This window comes from Streptomyces sp. NPDC107498 (assembly GCF_055582805.1).
The window spans coordinates 148,092-168,546 of sequence record NZ_JBVJPE010000015.1 but is presented as its reverse complement, the minus strand read 5'-3'; the positions used below and the strand labels follow the sequence as shown (position 1 = coordinate 168,546).

Below are 20,455 nucleotides of genomic sequence, written 5' to 3'. Positions count from 1 at the left end.
TAGAAACTCTAGGTAGAAACCTAGCACCCCTAGGGAGTGGCGGCAGGGGATTTCAGGGGAAGCGCACTCCCGTCAGGCGCTCCGACTCCTCCCACAGCCGGCGGCCCGTCCCGGGGTCGGCCGCCGCGTCGGAGAGGCGCACGCGGGCCGGGGCGCCCCGCAGCTCGCCCATGCCGCCCGGGCCGATGAACTCGCCGCCCGCGACGGACGCGTCGGTCGCCGCGTACAGCTGGGGCAGCGCGCCCCGCTCCGGCCGCTGGGCGAGCAGCGGATTGCCGACGCGCCCGAAGAACAGCTTCACCAGGCCGGAGGTGTCCTTCGTCTGGAGGTTCGTCGCGGTGTAGCCGGGGTGGGCGAGCACGCTGCGGACCGGGCCGGCGGCCGCGGTCAGGCGACGGTGCAGCTCCTTGCCGAAGACGGCGTTGGCGAACTTGCTCTGGTTGTAGAAGGCCATGGGCGTGTAGCCCCGCTCCCCGCTCAGGTCGTCGAAGCGGAGGCCGCCCTGCCGGTGGTTGATCGAACTGACCGTGACCACCCGGGGGTCGGTCCCGGCGGCGAGCAGGTCGAGCAGCAGACCGGTGAGCGCGAAGTGACCGAGGTGGTTGGCGGCGAACTGGACCTCGTGGCCCTGGCGGGTGAGCGTGCGGGGCGGCGCCATCACGCCCGCGTTGTTGACGAGCACGTCGAGCCGCGGTTCCTCCGCGCGCACCCCGTCGGCGAAGGCGCGCACCGAATCGAGGTCGGCGAGGTCGATCCGCCGCACGACGAGGAGGTCCCGGTCGGCCCCCGCCGCCACGAGGTCCTCGGCCGCCCGGCGGCCCTTCTCCTCGTCCCGCACGGCGAGGATCACCCGCCCGCCCCGCCGGACCAGCGCGCGGGTGGTGGCGAGGCCGAGACCGCTGTTGGCCCCGGTGACGACGAAGACCCGCCCGGTCTGGTCCGGGACGAGGTCGGCGGTCCAGCGCTGTTTCCCAGTCATGCGACACACGTTGCCGTTTGTGTCACCGAGTGTCAAGCGTGACTTTGAATGCCAGCGAAGGCACCGCGTTACCATCGGATCGTGACCACCCGCCCCGAGTCGACCCTCGCCCAGCGCAAACGCCAGCTCGTCGCGACCGAGCTCACCGAGGCGGCGCTCCAGCTGTTCGCCCTCAAGGGCTTCGACGCCGCGACCGTCGACGAGATCGCGACCGGGGCCGGGGTCTCCAAGCGGACCTTCTTCCGGTACTTCGCGTCCAAGGAGGACGTGGTCGTCCAGTTCCTGGCCGGCATGGGCGCCGACATGCGCGCCGCGCTCGCCGACCGGCCCGCCCGCGAGCGCCCCTCCGAGGCGCTGCGGCACGCCGTCTCCGTACCGCTGGCCGCCTGCGGCGACCACGCCGAGCGGGTCCTGCCGGTGGTCCGGCTGATCCTGCGGACCCCCTCCCTCCTCGCGCGCCTCCTGGAGCACCAGGCGGAGTGGCGCGAGGACCTGACGGAGGAGCTGGGGGCCCGGCTGGGACGCGATCCCGAGGTCGACCTCCGTCCCCGGCTCGCCGCGGGCATGGCCCTGACCGCCTTCGACGCCGTACTGCGCCGGTGGAGCGCCGGCCAGGGCGCGGAGGTCACGGAGGATCCGGTCGCCCTGCTCGGGGAGGCCTTCACGGTGCTCGCCCCGGCCCTGGACGGACCGGCCCCCTCGGAGCCGTAGAAGACCGGCTCTCCCGGAGGCGCAGAAGACCGGCCCTCCCGGAGGCGCAGAGGAAGGACCCCTCGGGGCCGCAGAAGACCGCTCCCCTCGGAGGCGCAAAAGAAAGGTGGGCCGGTCCGCTGTCGCGGATCCGGCCCACCCGGGGCGTGCGGTCGGTACGGAGGGTCAGCCCAGCGCCAGCCAGGCGACGGCCGCCAGGACGACGATCACCGCGACGACGCCCACGATCAGGCCGACCCGCGGGCCGCCCGACGCGGCCACGGGCTGCGGCTGCTGCCGCTGCGGGGTGCCCTCGTCGACGAAGGCGCGGAACATCTGCGTGCTGCCGGCGGGGTCGTAGCCCTCGGGACCCTGAGGGGGCTGGCCCTGGCCGTACGGTGCTTGGGGGTTGTGTGCCATGGGCCAGGACCCTAGCGAAGTCGGGATGGGGGACCCAAGCCCCGGCGCCGACGATCCGCCTTTGCCGATTCTTTAGCGCCGTTTGACCGATTTAGTTTGCCTGAAGCAACCATCCATCTCTATGGTTGCCCTAAGCAACAAGATGGACGGGGGTGCCCGATGGCGACGCGGAACAGGTACGAGGAACTCGCCCGCTCGGTGAGTGCGATCGGCGCCGTGAAGCGCGGTCTCGCCCGCGTCCTGCCCGTCGACTGCCAGGGCGGCTCGGCGGCCGTGCTCGCCCTGGTCAACCACCACGGCGCCATGCGGACGAGCAAGCTCGCCGAGCTCATGGCCGTCGACATGTCCGTGTGCAGCCGCCACGTGGCCCACACCGTGGAGCACGGCTGGATCGAACGGCTGCCCGACCCTGACGACAGACGCTCCCGCATCCTGCACCTCACGGAACCGGGCCACGCGATGCTCGACGAGCTCGACCGCCGAGTGACCGAGGCCTTCTCCCGACACCTCGCGGAGTGGACCGACGACGACGTCGACCACCTCACGCTCCTGCTCGCCCGCCTCCGCGACTCCTTCGGGGACTGCCGGGCCCACCACGCTTGAGAAAAAGGAAGTTCATGGCCACGACCACGCCCGACACCGGTGCGCGGAACGGCGTCACCGGTACCGGCGGTGGCGGCGAGACCGCCCCGATGACCCACCGGCAGATCATGGAGGCGCTGTCCGGGCTGCTGCTCGGCATGTTCGTCGCCATCCTGTCCTCGACGATCGTCTCCAACGCCCTCCCCCAGATCATCACCGACCTGGGCGGCGGCCAGTCCGCCTACACCTGGGTGGTGACCGCCTCCCTCCTGGCGATGACCGCGACCACCCCGCTCTGGGGCAAGCTCGCCGACCTCTTCTCCAAGAAGCTGCTGGTCCAGATAGCCCTGATCGTCTACGTCACGGGCTCGATCGTCGCCGGCCTCTCGCAGAGCACCGGCATGCTCATCGCCTGCCGCGTCGTCCAGGGCATCGGCGTCGGCGGTCTGACCGCCCTCTCCCAGATCATCCTGGCCGCCATGATCGCCCCGCGCGAGCGCGGCCGGTACAGCGGCTACCTCGGCGCGACCTTCGCCGTCGCCACCGTCGGCGGCCCGCTGCTCGGCGGCGTCATCACCGACACCGACTGGCTCGGCTGGCGCTGGTGCTTCTACGTCGGCGTGCCCTTCGCGATCATCGCCCTGATCGTCCTGCAGAAGACCCTGAAGCTCCCCGTCGTGAAGCGTCAGGTCAAGGTCGACTGGGCGGGCGCCCTCTTCATCAGCGCCGCCGTCTCTCTGCTCCTCGTCTGGGTCACCTTCGCGGGCGACAAGTACGACTGGATGTCCTGGCAGACGGCCGCCATGGTCGGCGGCTCGGTCCTCCTCGGCGCGGTCTTCGTGCTCGTCGAGTCCAAGGCGAGCGAGCCGATCATCCCGCTCCGCCTCTTCCGCAACCGGACGATCACCCTCGCCTCGCTCGCCTCGCTCGCCGTGGGCGTCGCGATGTTCGCCGGCACGGTCTTCTTCAGCCAGTACTTCCAGCTGGCCCGGAACGAGTCGCCGACCATGTCCGGCGTCCTCACCATCCCGATGATCGGCGGCCTGTTCGTCTCCTCCACCGTCTCCGGTCTCGTCATCACCAAGACCGGCCGCTGGAAGGCCTGGCTGGTCAGCGGCGGCGCCCTGGCCGCCGGCGGTCTCGGACTGCTCGGCACGATCCGCTACGACACGGCGTACTGGCACATCGCGCTCTTCATGGCGGTCCTCGGCCTCGGCCTCGGCATGATGATGCAGAACCTGGTGCTCTGCACCCAGAACCAGGTGGCCCCCGCCGACCTCGGCTCCGCCTCCTCCGTCGTCACCTTCTTCCGCTCCCTGGGCGGTGCGATCGGCGTCTCGGCGCTCGGCGCGGTCATGGCCCACCGGGTCACGGACTACGTCAAGGAGGGCCTGGCCGAGCTCGGTCCGAAGGCCGCGGCCGCCATGGGCAAGGGCGGCTCGGGCGGTGGCATCCCCGACATGGACAAGCTGCCGGCCCCGATCCGCACGGTCATGGAGGACGCGTACGGACACGGCGTGGCCGACGTCTTCCTCTACTCGGCGCCGTTCGCGCTGCTCGCCTTCGTGGTGACGCTGTTCATCAAGGAGGTCGCGCTGAAGAGCAACCAGGCGAAGCCCTCCGAGGAGACGGCCGACGCGAAGGCCTAGGAAAAGCTCCCGGCCGCGCTTCGAGCGGAGGCGCGGCCGGGTCGGGTACGGAGCGGCGGGCAGGGGACGGCCCGCCGCTCCGTCATGTCCGTCGTCCTTCGGCCTCGGCCTCGCGCGCGACCATGACCTCGATGCCGGCGACCAGGACGTCCAGGGCGTAGACGAAGTCGCGGTCCCAGATGTCGCTGAGGCTGCCGTGCAAGGTCCGTTCGTCGAGGATCTCGTCCAGCCCCTCCATCCGGCCCTTGAACTCCGGGTCCCCCCGCAGGGCCTGCACCGAGTCCACGTAGAACTCGTCCTGCGACATCCCCGCCTCGGCCGCGCGCCGGCCGAACTGGGCCTCGATCGTCCCGTAGCCGTACACGAACTGGAAGACCGCCGACGTCGCGCTCGGGCGGCGCTCCAGCGAGAGGCCGGTGTCCCCGATCGCCTCGTGGATCTTGCGGCCGACGGTGATCGCGTTCGGGCCGATGTTCAGGTAGTGGCCGGTGCTCGGCGACATCCACGGGTGGCGGACCAGCATCCTCCGGTACTCCCGGGCCAGCACGCGGATCCGGTCCCGCCAGTCCCGGGCGGCGTCGACCTCCGCGAGGTCGAACTCGCCGTAGACGCTGTCCATGGCGAACTCGATGATGTCGTCCTTGGTGTCCACGTACCAGTAGAGGGACATGGCCGTGACGCCCAGCTCGGTCGCGAGCTTGCGCATCGACAGCTTGGCGAGGCCCTCCTCGTCGAGCATCCGGATCGAGGCGGCGACGATCCGGTCCCGGTCGAGCCCGGTCGGGCCCCCGCCGCTGCGGGTGGCCCGCTCCTCCAGCCACACGCTGGAACGCGCCGGGTTCTTGGCCCGAGCGGCTGCCTTGACCATCGCGTTCCTCCGTCTGTCAGTGGTTCGTCACCATGCTAGGGGGTGTCTTGCCGAGGGGGCCGGACGCGCGACGCCCGGCGCCGCGCCCCGATCCGGCCTGATCGGCGAGTCCCCTCCCTAGGCAGTGGCCGGCTGTTCGGGGGCCAGGGCCTTCTCCTCGCGCTCGGCCCGCTTGAGCAGGGCCGCCGCCAGGAGCCCGCCGGCGAAGACGGCGATCGCGCCGACGAGCTGGCTGGTCTGGAGGCCGGAGGCGAAGGCGTCGGAGATCTGCCGCCGCTCGGCCTCGCCTCCGGCGGCGGCCAGGGCGGCCGGGAGCGAGGTCGCGGTCACGGCGACGAGGGCGGCGAAGCGGGCGTTGAGCACGGCGCCGAGGACGGCGACGCCCAGGCCGTTGCCGAACTCCGCCAGGGTGCCGTTGATCCCGGCGCCCACGCCCGCCTTCTCCGGCGGGATCGCGCTCATCAGGGCGTTGGCCATGGCCGGCGAGGAGACGGCGATTCCGAAGCCCATCAGGACCAGGCCGAGCAGCATCCCCCCGTAGCTGCCGTCCGTGCCGCCGCCGAGCAGCGCGATGGAGGTGAGGCCGGCGGCGACCAGCGTCATGCCGAGCACGACGGTGGGCGGGGTGCCGAGCTTCACGACGATCTTCGGGCCGACGCCGGTCAGGTTGAGGCCGACGATCGTCAGGGCGAGCGGCGCCATCCGGAGGCCGGCTTCGAGCGGCTCGTAGCCGAGGACGAACTGCAGGTGCTGGGTGAGCAGGAAGAGCGAGCCGCCCATGCCGAAGACGACCAGGATCGAACCGCCGACGGCACCGATGAACTTCTGGTTCCGGAAGAAGTGCATGTCGAGCATCGGGTACGGGGTGTGCAGCTCCCACCGCGCGAAGGCGCCGAGTCCGAGGAGGCCGACGGCCGCCGGGACCAGGACCTGGGCGGAGAGCCAGCCGTGCCCGGGACCGCTGATGATCGCGTACACGACGGCGGTCATGCCGATGGTGGAGAGCAGCGCGCCGAGCAGGTCGGGGCGCTCGCCCTGGGGGTTCTTGGACTCCGGGACGAGCTTGAGGACGGCGACCAGGGCGACGGCCGCGACCGGCAGGTTGATCAGGAAGATCATTCCCCACCAGAAGTGGTTCAGGATCACGCCGCCGAGCAGGGGGCCTCCGGCGAAGCCGAGCGAGGCGACCGTGGACCAGAGCGCGATGGCCTTGACCCGCTCCGAGTCGTCGAAGATCTGCATCACGACGGCGAGGGTGGTGGTCATCAGGAGCGCGCCGCCGACGCCCATGCCCGCGCGGGCGGCGATCAGCTGCGCGGTGGTGCCGGCGAGACCGGCGGCGAGGGAGCCGAGGCCGAAGAGCGCGAGGCCGGCGGCGAGGAGCTTCTTGCGGCCGTAGCGGTCGGCGGCGTTGCCGGCGGTGAGCAGCAGGCCGGACTGGACGAGCGAGTAGGCGTTGATCATCCACTGGATGTCGGAGGTGGACGCGTGCAGTTCGGAGGTCAGGGAGGGGATGGCGACGCTGAGCACGGTGTTGTCGAGCAGCACCGTGAGCTGGGCGAGGCAGATGACGCCGAGGATCAGCCAGCGCTGGGGATGGCCGCCGGTGGCTGCCGTCATGGGACACGACTCCTTATACGGTGTACGAGAGGAGGGCTCGTACACCGTACAAGGACTCTCGTACGGTGTATAGCGGTTATGTCCGCAGGCTACTTCTCCCGGGTCAGGTCGTAGAAGGTGGCGCCGCCGATCGTGGTCTTCTCGAAGGTCTCCGCGACCCAGGTGGAGATCTCGGAGTTGCCGCCGCCGGGACCGCCGCCGTTGCCCGCGCCGCCGATGAAGTAGTGGATCCTCCCCTCGGCGACGTACTGCTCGAACCGGGCGAGCGTCGGGGAGGGGTCGCTGCCGTTGAAGCCGCCGATCGCCATGACCGGCTTCTCGGTGGCCAGTTGGTAGCTTGCGGCGTTCTGCGCGCCGATGGTGGCCGCGACCCAGGTGTACGCGTCGGCGTCCTCGAGGAGGGCGGCCTTCGCCTCCGTACCGACGTCGGCGCCGTTGAGCAGACCGCCCATGCCGCCGCCGCCCATGCCGCCGTTCATACCGCCGCGCTCGCCGCCGGGACCGCCGAAACCGCCGGGGCCGCCGGGGCCGCCGAAGGGCTGACCGTTGCCGGGCATCTGACCGCCGGGGGCCTGGCCGTTGCCGGGGGCCTGACCACCGCCCGGAGCCTGGCCGTCGCCCGGGGCCCGGCCGTCGCCCGGAGACCGGCCGCCGAAGGCCGTCCTGCCGTTCATCGGGCCCCGGCCGCCCATGCCGCCGCCCGCCGGGCCCGCCGTCACGATCGAGCCCTGGTGTCCCGAGTCCACCGTCGCCAGGGTGTACGCGAACGGCCCCGCGAGCCCCGTCGCCAGGCCGAGCCCCGCCGCCGCGAGCCCGAGGCGCCGGTCGACCCGGCCCGCGCACAGCAGTCCGAGGGCCCCGACGGCGCCCGCCACCAGGACCGTCCAGCGCAGCCACGGCAGCCAGTCCGGTGTGCGGCCGAGCAGCGTCCAGGCCCACCACGCCGTCACCGCCGCCGTCACCGCGAGCGCCGCCGAGGCGGGCCACCGGGTCCGCTCCTCCCACAGCACGGCCGCACCCGTGCCGATCAGCGCCGCGAGGTACGGGGCCAGGGCCACCGTGTAGTACTCGTGGAAGATGCCGGCCATGAAGCTGAAGACGGCGAGCGTCGTCAGGAGCGAACCGCCCCACACCAGGAACGCCGAGCGCGCCGTGTCCGTCCGGGGCGCCCGCCGGGTGACGACGAGTCCGGCGACCAGCAGGATCAGCGCGGCCGGCAGCAGCCAGGAGATCTGACCGCCGACCGAGTCGTCGAACATCCGGCCGATCCCGGTCTCGCCCCAGCCGCCGCCACCGCCACCGGGACGACCGGGCAGTTCCATGCCCGCCGGCAGGTTCTCGACCGTCCCGCCGGGACCGCCCCGGCCCCCTCCGCCGACGCTGCCGGTCTCGTCGCCGTTGAGGCGGCCGAGGCCGTTGTAGCCGAAGGTCAGCTCCAGGAAGCTGTTGTTCTGCGAGCCTCCGACGTACGGGCGGGAGGACGCCGGCCACAGCTCGACCAGGGCCACCCACCAGCCCGCCGAGACGAGCATCGCGAGCCCGCCGAGGGCGAGCCGGCCGAGCCGCCGCCCGAACCCGCCCGGCGCGCACACCCCGTAGACCAGCGCGAGCGGCGGCAGGATCAGGAAGGCCTGGAGGGTCTTCGCGAGGAACGCGAAGCCGAGCGCCACCCCCGCCCACACCAGCCACTTCACGCTGCCCCGCTCCTCCTCCAGGGCGCGCAGCACGCAGTACACCGCGACCGTCATGAGCAGCGCGAGCAGCGCGTCCGGGTTGTCGAAGCGGAACATCAGTGCGGCGACCGGCGTCAGCGCGAGGACCGCGCCCGCGATCAGACCCGCGCCCGCGCCGAAGCGGCGCCGGACGGCCGCGTAGAGCACGGCGACCGTGCCCGCTCCCATCAGCACCTCGGGCACGAGGATCTGCCAGGAGCCGAGCCCGAAGAGGCGGACGGAGAGGGCCATCGGCCAGAGCGCGGCCGGCGGCTTGTCGACGGTGATGGCGTTGGCCGCGTCGAGGGAGCCGAAGAAGAAGGCCTTCCAGCTCTCGGAGCCCGCCTGGACGGCGGCGGAGTAGAAGGAGTTGGCGTAGCCGGAGGCGCTCAGGTTCCACAGGTAGAGCAGCGTGGTGGCGGCGAGCAGGCCGAGGAAGGCGGGCCGGACCCAGGGGCGGTCCTCGGCGCGTCCGCGCCACAGCCGGGCGAGCCGGCCGCCGCGGGGGGCCGCGGGGACGGCGGTGGACGGGGTGGTCATCGGTCGTTCCTTGAGGTCGGCCGCTCCGGGAAGACCCAGAGCCGGAAGAGGAGGAAGCGCAGGACGGTCGCGGCGAGGTTGGCGACGATCAGGACGGCGAGCTCGGTGGAGTGCGCCGGATCGCCGGTCGCCGCGCCGAGGGCGGCGAGCGAACCGCTGGTCAGGGCGAGGCCGATGGCGAAGACCACGAGCCCCTGCGCCTGGTGGCGGACGGCCCGGTCCCGGCCCCGTACGCCGAAGGTGAGGCGCCGGTTGGCGGCCGTGTTGGCGACGGCGGAGACGAGGAGCGCGGCGGCGTTGGCGAGCTGCGGGCCGACGCCGGGGCGGAAGGCCGAGTACAGCGCGAGGTAGCAGAGCGTGGACAGGACCCCGACCGCGCAGAAGCCGACGAGCTGCCGGGCGAGGCCGCCCGGCACGCCGTTCAGCTCACGGTCCCGGGGGTCGTCGCCGAACGGCCGGGCGAGCCGGTCGAGGGGCAGCGAGCCGGTCGCGAGGGCCCGCCCCACCCGCCACACGCCCTTCAGGTCGTCGGTCGCCGTCCGCACGATGTGGACGGTCGAGTCGGGGTCGTCGATCCAGTCGACCGGCACCTCGTGGATGCGCAGCCCGGCCCGCTCGGCGAGGACCAGCATCTCCGTGTCGAAGAACCAGCCGGTGTCCTCCACCATCGGCAGGAGCCGCTCGGCGACCTCCCGCCGTATCGCCTTGAAGCCGCACTGCGCGTCGGAGAACCGGGCGGCGAGCGAGGAGCGCAGGATCAGGTTGTAGGCCCGCGAGACGAACTCCCGCTTCGGCCCGCGCACCACCCGCGAGGAGCGGGCGAGCCGGGAGCCGATCGCCAGGTCCGAGTGGCCGGAGATGAGCGGCGCGACCAGCGGGAGCAGCGCGTTGAGGTCGGTGGACAGGTCCACGTCCATGTAGGCGAGGACGGGCGCGTCCGAGGCCGACCACACGGTCCGCAGCGCCCGGCCGCGCCCCTTCTGTTCGAGCCGTACGGAGCGCACCTCCGACAGGTCGGCCGCGAGGCCGGCGGAGACGGCGGGCGTGGTGTCGGTGGAGGCGTTGTCGGCGACGGTGATGCGGAAGCCGTACGGGAAGGTCCTCAGGAGGTGCTCGTGGAGCCGGCGGACGCACGGCTCCAGGTCCTTCTCCTCGTTGTAGACGGGGATCACCACGTCCAGGACGGGCCGTCCGGCGACGCTCACCGGCAGGTGCTCCCGGGCGGGAAGGGCTTCCCCGATGGTTTGGGTTCGCATGCCGACGACCCTCGCCGAGGCCGCTGTCACGGCTGTGTGATGAGCCTGTGGCCTGCCTGTGAGTCCGGTGCGACGGTCGGTCCGGCCTCCTGTGCGACCTCCTGGCCGGCGCCCGGCGCGTCGGGCAGCCGGACGGTGAAGACCGTCCGGCCGGGGGCGCTCCGGACGCCCACCTCGCCGCCGTGCGCGAGCACGACCGCGCGGACGATGGCGAGGCCGAGGCCGGTGGATCCGGCGTGCCGGGAGCGGGAGGCGTCACCGCGCGCGAAGCGCTCGAAGACGACGGGGAGCAGCTCGGGTGCGATGCCGGGCCCGTCGTCCTCGACGTCGACCGTCGTCCAGGTGCCCTCCGGACGGACACGGGCGGTGACCTCGGTGCCGGGCGGGGTGTGGGTGCGGGCGTTGGCGAGGAGGTTGACCAGGACCTGCTGGAGCCGGGCGCCGTCGGCCCGTACGACCGCGCTGTCCCCGGGCAGTTCGAGACGCCAGCGGTGGTCGGGCCCGGCGGCCCGGGCGTCGCTCACGGCGTCCACGACGAGCGGGACGAGGTCGATGACCCCGTACGAGAGGGGGCGGCCGGCGTCGAGCCGGGCGAGCAGCAGGAGGTCCTCGACCAGGCCGGTCATCCGGATCGCCTCGGACTCGATCCGGCCGAGGGCGTGCCGGGTGTCGGGGCCGCACTCCTCGTGGCCGCGCCGGGTGAGCTCCGCGTACCCCCGGATCGAGGCGAGCGGGGTGCGCAGCTCGTGGCTGGCGTCCGCGACGAACTGCCGTACCCGGGTCTCGCTCTGCTGGCGGGCGTCGAGGGCCGAGTGGACGTGGTCGAGCATCCGGTTGAGGGCCGCGCCGACCTGGCCGATCTCGGTGCGCGGGTCGGCCTCCGCCTCCGGGACCCGCTGATGGAGCGCCACCTCCCCGCTGTGCAGGGGGAGCCGGGTGACCTGACGGGCGGTGGCGGCGACCCGGCGCAGCGGGCGGAGGGCGACCCGGACGAGCACGGTTCCGGCGAGCAGGGCGGCGACGAGCCCGGCACCGGTGACGCTCAGCTCGACGAGGACGAGGGTGGAGAGGGCGTCCTCGACCCCGCTGAGGGGGATGCCGACGAGGAGCTTGCCGTGCGCCCCGGCCGCGTACTCGACCCGGTACGAGCCGAGCTTCCCGGGCATGTCGACGGTGTGCGGCCGGCCGTCGCGGGGAACGTCGGCGAGCGCGGCCCGCTGGACCGCGTCGAGCGCGCTGACCGGGATGAGCCGCTCGTACGGCCCGCTGCCCCCGGCCTCCGCCGAGTACCCGGCCGAGGTCACCTCGCCGTCCGTGAGGACCGCGCCGAGGGTGCCGAGGGTGCCGGGCCCCCGGAGGAACGCGAGGGGGTCCTTCGGACGGGACGGGCCGAGCGAGCCGGGCGCCGGGGGTCCGCCGGCCGGCGGACCCGCCGCCCGGACCGCGAGGGCGTGGACCTGTTCGTCGGCCTGGCCGTACAGGTACGAACGGAACGCGATGGTCGTCACCGTCCCGATCACCGCCGCGACGACCGCGATCAGCGAGACCGCCGAGACGACGAGCCGCGTCCGCAGCGACCACGGCCGCCCCCGTCGTACGCGCACCGGGGCTACTCCCCCGGCTTGATGAGGTAACCGGCCCCGCGCCGGGTGTGGATCATCGGCGAACGGCCCGCGTCGATCTTCCGGCGCAGGTAGGAGATGTAGAGCTCGACGACGTTGGCCTGGCCGCCGAAGTCGTACGACCAGACCCGGTCGAGGATCTGCGCCTTGCTGAGCACCCGCCGCGGATTGCGCATGAGGTAGCGCAGCAGCTCGAATTCGGTCGCGGTGAGGTGGAGGGAGTCGCCGCCCCGGGTGACCTCGTGGCTGTCCTCGTCGAGGGTCAGGTCCCCCACGGCGAGCAGGGACTCGCTGCGCGTCTGCGTGGCCCCGGACCTGCGGATGAGACCGCGCAGCCGGGCCACGACCTCCTCCAGGCTGAAGGGCTTGGTGACGTAGTCGTCGCCACCGGCGGTGAGCCCGGCGATGCGGTCCTCGACGGCGTCCTTCGCGGTCAGGAACAGCACGGGCACGTCGGGCAGTTCCCGGCGGATCGAGCCGAGCAGGCTCAACCCGTCGGCGTCCGGGAGCATGACGTCGAGGATGACGGCGTCGGGCCTGAACTCGCGCGCGGAGCGGAGGGCGGCGGCCCCGTCCCCGGCACTGCGGACCTGCCAGCCCTCGTAGCGCAGGGCCATGGAGAGCAGCTCGGCGAGCGAGGCCTCGTCGTCGACGACGAGGACCCGGACGGCGGTTCCGTCGGCGCGGAGCATGTCGGCGTGGGTGCCGGTGCGGGCGCTGGTGCTTCGCGTGGTCACGGTCATGGCTCCCACGGTGGGGGCCGCCGCTGAGAGGCCTCTTTCCCTTTCCTGTGAATTCCCTGAGAAAGGCTCAGGGCCGTTCAGGCGGACGGCCGCTCACCGTTTCACGTGAAACATCACGGCGCCGTTCTCGTACAGGACCCGCCGGAGCCAGTCGTCGCCGAGCCCGAGGCGTTCGAGGGCGTGGAGCTGGTGGGCGTACGGGTACGGGATGTTCGGGAAGTCCGAACCGAGGAGGATCCGGTCGGCGAGGTCGAGGAGCCGCTTGCGCTCGACTCCGGGGAAGGGCGCGAGCCGCTCGCTGAAGTCGGTGAAGGCCATGGTGGTGTCGAGGTGGACGCCCTCGTACCGCTGGGCCAGGTCGAGGAACTCGCTGTACTCCGGCATCCCCATGTGCGCGACGATCACCCGCAGGCGGGGATGCCGGGCGAGCAGTCGTCCCATGGGCCCGGGACCGGTGAAGTTCCCCGGCGTGGGGCCGGAGCCGCAGTGCACGACGACGGGGGTGCCGCTGTCGGCGAGGGCGCCCCAGGAGGCGTCGAGCCCGCTGTCGGTCGGGTCGAAGCCGCCGACCTGGAGGTGCACCTTGAAGACCCGGGCACCGGCGTCGAGCGCCTGGTGGACATACGCGTCGACGCCCGGCTCGGGGAAGAAGGTCGCCGTGTGCAGGCAGTCGGGGGTGCGGGCCGCGAAGTCGGCGGCCCAGGAGTTCAGCCAGGCGGCCATGCCGGGCTTGTGCGGGTAGAGCATCGCGGTGAAGGCGACCACGCCGAACCCGCGCAGGAGGGCGAGCCGGCGCTCCTCCTCCTCGCGGTAGGTGATGGGCCACTCCATGCCGGTGAGGGGGCCGACGGCGTCGAAGTACGCCCAGACCTTGTCGAGGACGTTCTGCGGCATGAAGTGCGTGTGCACGTCGACGAGCCCGGGGAGCCCGAGCCGCTCGACGAGGGCCGGGATGTCGAGGGCCGGGGCGCCGGGGGCCGGGGCGCCGGGGGCCGGGGCGCCGGGGGCCGGGGCGCGGTCACTCTCGTTCAAAGCCGTAGCTCCGTTCGACCTTGCCGATGTGGACGCTGTAGCTGTCGTACCAGTGCTTCCGCCCGTACGCCTTGGCGGCCTGGTGCTCGGTGTGGAGGCGCCAGGCGTCGAGGGCCTCCAGGTCGCGGAAGTAGGCGACGGTGATGCCGATGCCGCCGGGGGTGCGGGCGGACTCGTGGCCGAGGAAGCCGGGGACGTCCCGGACGACCTCCTGCATCCGGGCGGAGGTCTCGGCGTAACCCTCGGGGGCGTCGGGACGGACGGAGGTGAAAACGGCGGTGTAGTAGGGCGGTTCGAGGCCCGCCACCAGCTTCGGGGTCATGTGATCACCCTCGCCGGGAGGGCGGCGGGCTGTCCACGGCGGTCGGGGAAAGGGATCCAAGACTTTACGAAGCCCGGTCAGGGGCGGGACGGGGGCGGATCGCGAGGGCCGTCCGGAGCGAAGGCCGCCAGGAGCAGGGCCGTCCGGAGCGAAGGCCTCCAGGAGCAGGGCCGGACGGAACGGGGCCGCCAGGAGCAGGGCCGGACGGAACGGGGCCGCCAGGAGCAGGGCCGTCCGGAACGGGGCCGCCAGGAGCAGGGCCGGACGGAACGGGGCCGCCCGGAACGGGGCCCGGCGGATGCGGGTTCAGAAGAGCCCCTCTTGGGCGCTCCCGGTCGCCGGGGGCGCCGCCGTCACCGGCACCGAGAAGCCCTCCCCCTCCCCGGCGGCCTCCAGGACCCAGCCGCGCACGAGCCGGGTGTCGAGGGCGAGGCAGCGCCCGTCGGGGGCGAGGAGGTGCAGATCGGGCCCAACGGCGGCGAGCAGCCGCCCGGTGACGACGCCGTCGCCGACGAGCTCGGCGACCGTGCCGTCGAGGCGCGGCAGCCCGTCGAGACGGAACGCCCCCGCATGGTCCCGTGCGGTGAACTCCAGCGGCTCCAGGGTCTCCGTCCAGCCGCCGACGGCCCGTGCGCGCCGGTACAGCTCCTCGACCTCGCGGGCCCGGTCCCCGGCGGGCGGCAGGGCGTGCCGGGCGGCCCGCTTGCGCTCGTACGCCACCCGGTCGGGCACCCCGAGGGCCTGCCGCAGCACCTCCTCGGTGCGCCGGGCGGCCATCAGCGGGCCCCGGCCGAGCCAGCTGAACGCGACGGCCCCCTGCTCCAGGAGCCGGGCCTCGCCCCGCGCCTCGGCGGTGATCCCGACCTTGGTCATGCCGGGCCCGAACCAGGCCAGGTAGACGCGGTACGGCTGCGGGTCGTCCGCGACGGTGTCGGCCGCGACGGAGTGGGCCCGGTCGAGCCGCGCGCACTCCGGGCACCGCCCGCCGGTGGACCGGCCGGGCACGACGGCCTCCAGGGGGCAGGGGTTTCCCCGGGCACCGGGGCACCGCCGGACGCCGACGGCCCGGAAGGCGAGCCGCTGCCCGTACGTGAGCGGGCTGACGCGCCCGCCCCGCCACCGCAGCCCGGGCGCTCCGCCGGTCCAGTCGATCCCCCGAGACCACCACTCCACGCCGTCGCGCCTCCCTATGCTCCCCGGATGTCGTCCAGTCTCCGTCACATCCGCTTCCAGTCCCCGGTCCGGAGCCCCCGCGGCCACCGTCCCGGCGTCTTCGGCCTGGCCAACGCGCTGGCCCGGGAGGGCAGGCTCTCCCCCGAGGAACGGGCGGTCTGGCGCGCGTCGAACGACTGGTACGACGCGCACTTCCCGAACCCGTCGGCGGTGGACCCGGGGGTCTACGACCCGGCGGTGAACCCGGGCGCCGCCGCCTGGTTCCGGCCGACGGCGACCGAGGCGCTGGCCCGGGTCGCCCCGTACCTGCGCATCCTGCGGGACCACGGCGTGCCCTGCGTACGCCTGGAGTCGGCGACCCCGGGCCGGATCGTGTACGCGGACGCGTACCAGGTGGTGGCGGTGGGCCCGGCCGGTCCGTAGCGTCCCGGCCGGCAGGGGCAGGACGTGGACCGGTCAGGGCAGGACGTAGATGCGGGTGCCGTCCGGGGCCGGGGCGCCCACCTCGCGCATGCAACCGCGTTCGAGGAGGAGGCGGACGCAGTCCCGGACGCGCTCGCCGGAGAGGCCGGTGCGGCGGGTGACGTCCTGGGGCCGGTAGCGCACCCCGCCCCGTACGAGCGCGGGCGCCAGGCAGGAGGCGACCGTCCGCACGTCCCCCGTGATGGCCCAGGACTCCACGAGCTCCTGCGGCGTGAGGGCGACGGCGGCACCGGTGCGCTGACGGGGCACGGCGAGCCGCTCCAGGGAGTCGGCGACCCTGGAGAGGTTCTGCCGGGTCTCGCGGAGCAGCTCCGCGTACTCGGCGTGCTCGACGTACGCGGCGGCCCGCTCGTCGAACCGTCCCTCCAGCCGTACGAGGACGTCGACGAGCTCCGGCGGCAGCAGGAACCCGGCGTGCACCGGGGAGGGTTCGAGCCCGTACCCGCCGTACCGCTGGATCGCCGCCACGACCCCCGCCGTCCACGTCCGGAACGGCCCGGCCTCCGGTCTCCGGCACGCCCCGACGAGCTGGACGAGCCCCTCCAGGCTCACCATCCGGGTCGACGCCCGGATCCCGGTGGACCGGCCGGGGGTCCCCGTGCCCCCGTCGAGCTCCCGTGCGGCCGCGAGGCACTCCTCGGGCAGGGCCACGGTCCGCAGCGCCTCCCGCGTCCCCGCGTATCCGAGGCTTTTCGCCACGTCCACCACCGGGAACCAGTGGGTGCCGTCCGGCGTGGTCAGCCGCCGCAGGGGCGCTCCGGTGGCGGCGTGCACCAGGTCATCGATGTCGATCGCGTCCATCGATCATCACCTCCGCCACGCAAGGTAGGCCGAGGGCATATTCAACTGACATGCAAATCAGACAGGTTCACCCAAAAGGGGAGGGTCCTCGGCGATTTCCCCGAGAACCCTCCCCTCCCTGCCGTCCGGCTCCGTACGCCTACTTGGCGACGAACTGCGTGAGGATCGCCTGCACCTCGTAGATGTCGACCCCCTTGGTGAAGGTCTTCTGGACCGGCAGCTGGCTGCCCGAGATCCAGATCTTCAGCTCGGCGTCCAGGTCGAAGGTGCCGGCCGTCTCGACGGCGAAGTGCGTGATGCTGCGGTACGGGATCGAGTGGTACTCGACCTTCTTGCCGGTGATCCCCTGCTTGTCGACGAGCACGAGCCGCCGGTCGGTGAAGAAGATCGTGTCGCGGATCAGCAGGTACGCGGCGTGCACCTGCTCCCCCTGGCCGAGCAGACGTGCGAAGTCCTGCTGCGCCTGCGCCGGATCGATCGCGTGCGCGTTCCCGAAGAGTGCCATGCCCCAAACCCCCACGTCCGATGAGAAAGAAAGATCATCCGACCCTAACGCCCCTCCCGGAAAGGCCGCTACGGTCCTGTGCGCCCGCCGTCGCGCACCCACCCGGACTAGGATCCGGCTCATGGCCCTGACCGTGAACGACGTGGACCGGTTCGAGGCCTCCAGGCCCCGCCTGGAGGCGATCGCCTACCGCCTCCTCGGCTCGGCGAGCGAGGCCGAGGACGCCGTGCAGGACACCTTCCTGCGCTGGCAGGCCGCCGACGTCGACCGCATCGAGGTCCCCGAGGCGTGGTTGACGAAGGTCCTCACCAACCTCTGCCTCAACCAGCTCACCTCGGCCCGCGCCCGGCGCGAGACCTACGTCGGCGAGTGGCTGCCCGAGCCGCTCCTCGCCGGCGACCCGATGCTCGGCCCCGCCGACACCGCCGAGCAGCGCGAGTCGGTCTCGTACGCGGTCCTCGCCGTCATGGAGCGCCTCTCCCCCAACGAGCGCGCGGTGTACGTGCTGCGGGAGGCCTTCGACTACCCGCACCGCGAGATCGCCGAGATCCTCGACATCAGCGAGGCCGCCAGCCAGCAGGTCTTCCACCGCGCGAAGAAGCACGTCGCCGCCGGCAAGGCCCGCACCGAGGTCGACGGGGCCGAGGCCCGTCGGATCGTCGAGGAGTTCCTCGCAGCCGCCACCAGCGGCCGCACCGAGCCGCTCGTACGGCTGCTCACCGGCGACGCCGTCTCGATCGGCGACGGCGGCGGCAAGGTCCCGGCGCGCGCCAAGGCGTTCGAGGGCGCCCTCGCGGTCGCGACGTTCATGCGGGGCCTCTTCAAGCCCGGCATCGCCAAGCGCAAGGTGATCGGCGGTTCGCCCGACGTCTACGCGACGACCGCGAACGGCGCCCCCGCCGTCGTGGCCGTGCTCGACGGCCGGGTGGTCGGCGTCATGTGCCTGGAGGTCACCGACGAGGGCATCGCCGCCTTCCGCAACCAGGTGAACCCCGACAAGCTCGAACGCGCGACGAGGCGGTGGGCGGCCTCCGACCACGGCGCCCCCTTGAGGGAAGCCGCCTTCTGACCACCGACCGACCCCCGATCGACTCCCCGTGACCCACGTCACACCGCACTCCTGTCAGGAATCGTCGGCCTGCCCGGTTCAAGGGTCGACACCGCGCGAGACAGGAGCAGGCACATGCAGCAGCACCGCATCATCGTCCTCGGAGCCGGCTACGCCGGAGCCACCGCCGCCGGGCGCCTCGCCAAGCAGCTCCACCGCGAGGACGTCGCCATCACCCTCGTCAACGCCGAGCCCGACTTCGTCGAGCGCGTCCGGCTGCACCAGCTGGCGGTCGGCCAGGAGCTTCCGCACCGGCCCTTCGCCGAGATGTTCGCGGGGACGGGCGTCGCACTGAAGCTGGCGACGGTGACGGCGGTCGACGCCGAGCGCCGGACCGTCTCGGTCACCGCCGGGAACACCGCCGAAGAGCTGGAGTACGACACCCTCGTGTACGCCCTCGGCAGCGGCTGGAACGACCAGGGGGTCCCCGGCACCGCCGAGCACGCGCACGAGATCGCCGGCCGCCCCGGCGCGCTCCGGCTGCGCGAGCGCCTGGCCGCCCTGGAGGCCGGAGGGTCCGTGGTCGTCGTCGGCGGCGGCCTCACCGGCCTGGAGGCCGCGACCGAGATCGCCGAGGCTCGACCGGACCTCGCCGTCACGCTCGCCGCCCGCGGCGGACTCGGCGACTGGCTCTCGGACAAGGGCCGGCGGCACGTGCGGAGGGTCTTCGCCGACCTCGGCGTCACCGTGCTCGAACACACGGCGGTCACCGCCGTCGAGGCGGACCGCGTCCTCACCGCCGACGGCCCGGTCCCGGCCGCGGTCACCGTCTGGACCACCGGCTTCGCGGTCCACCCGATCGCGGCGGCCACCACCCTGGAGGTCACCGACACCGGCCGGATCGTGGTCGACGGGACGATGCGCTCGGTCTCCCATCCGGACGTGTACGCGGTCGGCGACGCGGCCCTCGCCACGGGCCCGGGCGACAAGCCGCTGCGGATGTCCTGCGCCACGGGCACCCCCATGGCCTGGCAGGCGGCCGACGCCATCGCGGCCCGCCTCACCGGCGCCACGGTCCCGAGGACGCCGCTGCGCTACTTCAACCAGTGCATCTCGCTGGGCCGCAGGGAAGGCCTGATCCAGTACGTCACCGCCGACGACCGCTCGGTCCGCGCCGCCCTGACGGGCCGGTTCGCCGCCGGCTACAAGGAACTGATCTGCAAGGGCGCGGCCTGGGGCGTGGCGCACCCGAAGCTCGGCCTCCGCACCCGCCCCCGCCGCGTCCTGAACCCCCTCCCCACGGCGGCCCCCCGCGAGGCCACGGCCTGACCGGAGGCCCCGCGTACCCCTCGCATCTGCATGGAGGACGCGTTGGGGCTGGAGATCGATGAGGCCGGCCACGGCGCATGCCCGACGCTTCATGCGAACGGACGCCAGAACCCGGAAGCGGAGTCGCGCGCCTGAGCGTGTCGTCGGACTCTGAGGAGATGAGCGAACCCCCGTCCGGGCAGGAGCCCCGTCCAGATCCGTATCAGCAGCCGTGGGGGCAGGGTGCACAGCAGCCTCAAACCGGGGCGGGCTGGCAGTCTCCACAGGGCGGTAGGGCGCCTTACGGAGCAGCAGCACCAAGAAAGAAGCGGCGGAAGTGGCCATGGGTGCTTCTCATCCTGGTCCTGCTGGCGGCAGGAGGGTGCGTGGCCGTCATCGCCGGCATCTCCCACGAGGTGTCGAAGGACGTCACCGTGGAGTACGCGGTCACCGGCGACGCCAGAGACGTGACGATCGCCTACTCCGTCTGGAACGACGACGGCATCTCCACGAGGTCCGAAACCGTCAAGAAGCTGCCGTGGCGGAAGACCCTGAAGACGAAGGGCTTCATGAAGGGCGGATCGCTGCTCATCAGCCTCAGCGGATCAGGAGGCACCGCCACGTGCTCGGTGGCCGTGGACGACGACGCGCCGAAGACGGCCACCGCCTCGGGGCCATCAGCAGCAGCTACTTGCAGCGGCTTCTGAGCCAAGCCCCGAGGTACGGGTGCAGGACGTTGATGTCACCCGCTGATGTCAGAGGCCCCCTGGACGATGTCCAGGGGGCCTCTGATCCGTGTGCACTCGGCAGGATTCGAACCTGCAACCTTCTGATCCGTAGTCAGATGCTCTATCCGTTAAGCTACGAGTGCTTGTTTTTAGTTCTTGTCTCCGTTCCCCCGGCCCTTTCGGCCCGCTGTCCCGGCGACAGGAAGAACATTACATGAGTCCCGCCGTCATGTGAAATCCATTCCCCACACCCCTTGTGACCTGCGAAAACGTCAGGGCGGGGGTCAGGTGGGGGGTGGCGGGGGAGCGGGCGCAGCGGGGGTGCGCGGGGTGGAAATCCCGGAAAAGAGACCGGGGTCACACCGTCGGAGGGT

At 72.7% G+C, this 20,455-nt stretch carries 19 protein-coding genes, 1 tRNA gene and 1 pseudogene; 7 read left to right on the top strand and 14 right to left on the bottom strand.

Going from position 1 to position 20,455, the window contains the following annotated elements; genetic code table 11:
- Window positions 1–52: 52 nt before the first annotated feature.
- Window positions 53–979, bottom strand: coding sequence for an oxidoreductase (locus ACZ66Z_RS25335; RefSeq protein ID WP_469937592.1), 927 nt, complete (start codon window positions 977–979; stop codon window positions 53–55).
- 48 nt (window positions 980–1,027) lie between these two features.
- On the opposite strand from ACZ66Z_RS25335, the gene ACZ66Z_RS25330 reads away from it, so the two are divergent.
- Entirely contained in the window at window positions 1,028–1,690 is a 663-nt protein-coding gene (locus ACZ66Z_RS25330) for a TetR family transcriptional regulator (RefSeq protein ID WP_469937591.1), read from the top strand.
- 165 nt (window positions 1,691–1,855) lie between these two features.
- Here the strand turns inward: ACZ66Z_RS25330 and ACZ66Z_RS25325 are convergent, their stop codons facing one another.
- Window positions 1,856–2,089: a hypothetical protein gene (locus tag ACZ66Z_RS25325; RefSeq protein ID WP_469937589.1), complete on the bottom strand. Its 234-nt coding sequence runs from the start codon at window positions 2,087–2,089 to the stop codon at window positions 1,856–1,858.
- Between the two features lie 159 nt (window positions 2,090–2,248).
- Here ACZ66Z_RS25325 and ACZ66Z_RS25320 point away from each other — a divergent pair, with 159 nt between their 5' ends.
- Together ACZ66Z_RS25320 and ACZ66Z_RS25315 are read left to right on the top strand one after the other, a co-directional pair.
- Window positions 2,249–2,692, top strand: a complete 444-nt coding sequence (locus ACZ66Z_RS25320) for a MarR family winged helix-turn-helix transcriptional regulator (protein ID WP_469937587.1) — start codon at window positions 2,249–2,251, stop codon at window positions 2,690–2,692.
- An 89-nt stretch (window positions 2,693–2,781) separates the two neighbouring features.
- Window positions 2,782–4,311 (top strand): annotated as a pseudogene (locus tag ACZ66Z_RS25315) (MDR family MFS transporter); the annotation flags it as partial.
- A 91-nt stretch (window positions 4,312–4,402) separates the two neighbouring features.
- Here ACZ66Z_RS25315 and ACZ66Z_RS25310 read toward each other — a convergent pair.
- From ACZ66Z_RS25310 to ACZ66Z_RS25270, 9 genes are all read right to left on the bottom strand, one after another.
- Window positions 4,403–5,188, bottom strand: a complete 786-nt coding sequence (locus ACZ66Z_RS25310; protein WP_469937585.1) for a TetR/AcrR family transcriptional regulator — start codon at window positions 5,186–5,188, stop codon at window positions 4,403–4,405.
- A 117-nt stretch (window positions 5,189–5,305) separates the two neighbouring features.
- On the bottom strand, window positions 5,306–6,808 hold the full coding sequence (locus ACZ66Z_RS25305; protein ID WP_469937583.1) for an MFS transporter: 1,503 nt from the start codon (window positions 6,806–6,808) through the stop codon (window positions 5,306–5,308).
- Window positions 6,809–6,897: 89 nt separating this feature from the next.
- A complete protein-coding gene (locus ACZ66Z_RS25300; RefSeq protein WP_469937581.1) occupies window positions 6,898–9,060 on the bottom strand; it encodes an ArnT family glycosyltransferase in 2,163 nt (720 codons plus the stop codon).
- A complete protein-coding gene (locus tag ACZ66Z_RS25295; protein WP_469937579.1) occupies window positions 9,057–10,316 on the bottom strand; it encodes a bifunctional glycosyltransferase family 2/GtrA family protein in 1,260 nt (419 codons plus the stop codon). The genes ACZ66Z_RS25300 and ACZ66Z_RS25295 overlap by 4 nt, the downstream gene beginning before the upstream one ends.
- Window positions 10,317–10,342: 26 nt before the next feature.
- Window positions 10,343–11,920 (bottom strand): sensor histidine kinase, encoded by a 1,578-nt coding sequence (locus tag ACZ66Z_RS25290; RefSeq protein WP_469937578.1) that lies wholly within the window; start codon window positions 11,918–11,920, stop codon window positions 10,343–10,345.
- A 5-nt stretch (window positions 11,921–11,925) separates the two neighbouring features.
- Window positions 11,926–12,681: a response regulator transcription factor gene (locus ACZ66Z_RS25285; protein ID WP_469937576.1), complete on the bottom strand. Its 756-nt coding sequence runs from the start codon at window positions 12,679–12,681 to the stop codon at window positions 11,926–11,928.
- A 93-nt stretch (window positions 12,682–12,774) separates the two neighbouring features.
- Entirely contained in the window at window positions 12,775–13,635 is an 861-nt protein-coding gene (locus tag ACZ66Z_RS25280; protein ID WP_469937648.1) for an amidohydrolase family protein, read from the bottom strand.
- 64 nt (window positions 13,636–13,699) lie between these two features.
- Window positions 13,700–14,035 carry an antibiotic biosynthesis monooxygenase family protein gene (locus tag ACZ66Z_RS25275; RefSeq protein ID WP_469937574.1) on the bottom strand — a complete coding sequence of 112 codons (336 nt, stop codon included), beginning with the start codon at window positions 14,033–14,035 and terminating at the stop codon, window positions 13,700–13,702.
- Window positions 14,036–14,341: 306 nt separating this feature from the next.
- Entirely contained in the window at window positions 14,342–15,208 is an 867-nt protein-coding gene (locus tag ACZ66Z_RS25270) for a DUF2797 domain-containing protein (protein WP_469937572.1), read from the bottom strand.
- 27 nt (window positions 15,209–15,235) lie between these two features.
- On the opposite strand from ACZ66Z_RS25270, the gene ACZ66Z_RS25265 reads away from it, so the two are divergent.
- A complete protein-coding gene (locus tag ACZ66Z_RS25265) occupies window positions 15,236–15,631 on the top strand; it encodes a hypothetical protein (protein ID WP_469937570.1) in 396 nt (131 codons plus the stop codon).
- 33 nt (window positions 15,632–15,664) lie between these two features.
- On the opposite strand, the gene ACZ66Z_RS25260 is transcribed toward ACZ66Z_RS25265, so the two are convergent.
- Window positions 15,665–16,492 carry a BRO-N domain-containing protein gene (locus ACZ66Z_RS25260; protein ID WP_469937568.1) on the bottom strand — a complete coding sequence of 276 codons (828 nt, stop codon included), beginning with the start codon at window positions 16,490–16,492 and terminating at the stop codon, window positions 15,665–15,667.
- A gap of 139 nt (window positions 16,493–16,631) precedes the next feature.
- Window positions 16,632–16,997, bottom strand: a complete 366-nt coding sequence (locus ACZ66Z_RS25255) for a PH domain-containing protein (protein ID WP_017240499.1) — start codon at window positions 16,995–16,997, stop codon at window positions 16,632–16,634.
- 121 nt (window positions 16,998–17,118) lie between these two features.
- Here ACZ66Z_RS25255 and ACZ66Z_RS25250 point away from each other — a divergent pair, with 121 nt between their 5' ends.
- From ACZ66Z_RS25250 to ACZ66Z_RS25240, 3 genes are all read left to right on the top strand, one after another.
- A complete protein-coding gene (locus tag ACZ66Z_RS25250; protein WP_469937566.1) occupies window positions 17,119–18,066 on the top strand; it encodes an RNA polymerase sigma-70 factor in 948 nt (315 codons plus the stop codon).
- Window positions 18,067–18,180: 114 nt separating this feature from the next.
- Complete coding sequence (locus ACZ66Z_RS25245) at window positions 18,181–19,374, top strand: NAD(P)/FAD-dependent oxidoreductase (protein WP_469937564.1); 1,194 nt, start codon at window positions 18,181–18,183, stop codon at window positions 19,372–19,374.
- Window positions 19,375–19,739: 365 nt separating this feature from the next.
- Window positions 19,740–20,060 (top strand): hypothetical protein, encoded by a 321-nt coding sequence (locus tag ACZ66Z_RS25240; RefSeq protein ID WP_469937562.1) that lies wholly within the window; start codon window positions 19,740–19,742, stop codon window positions 20,058–20,060.
- A 91-nt stretch (window positions 20,061–20,151) separates the two neighbouring features.
- On the opposite strand, the gene ACZ66Z_RS25235 is transcribed toward ACZ66Z_RS25240, so the two are convergent.
- Window positions 20,152–20,224: transfer RNA gene (locus ACZ66Z_RS25235), tRNA-Arg, on the bottom strand.
- Between the last annotated feature and the right edge of the window lie 231 nt (window positions 20,225–20,455).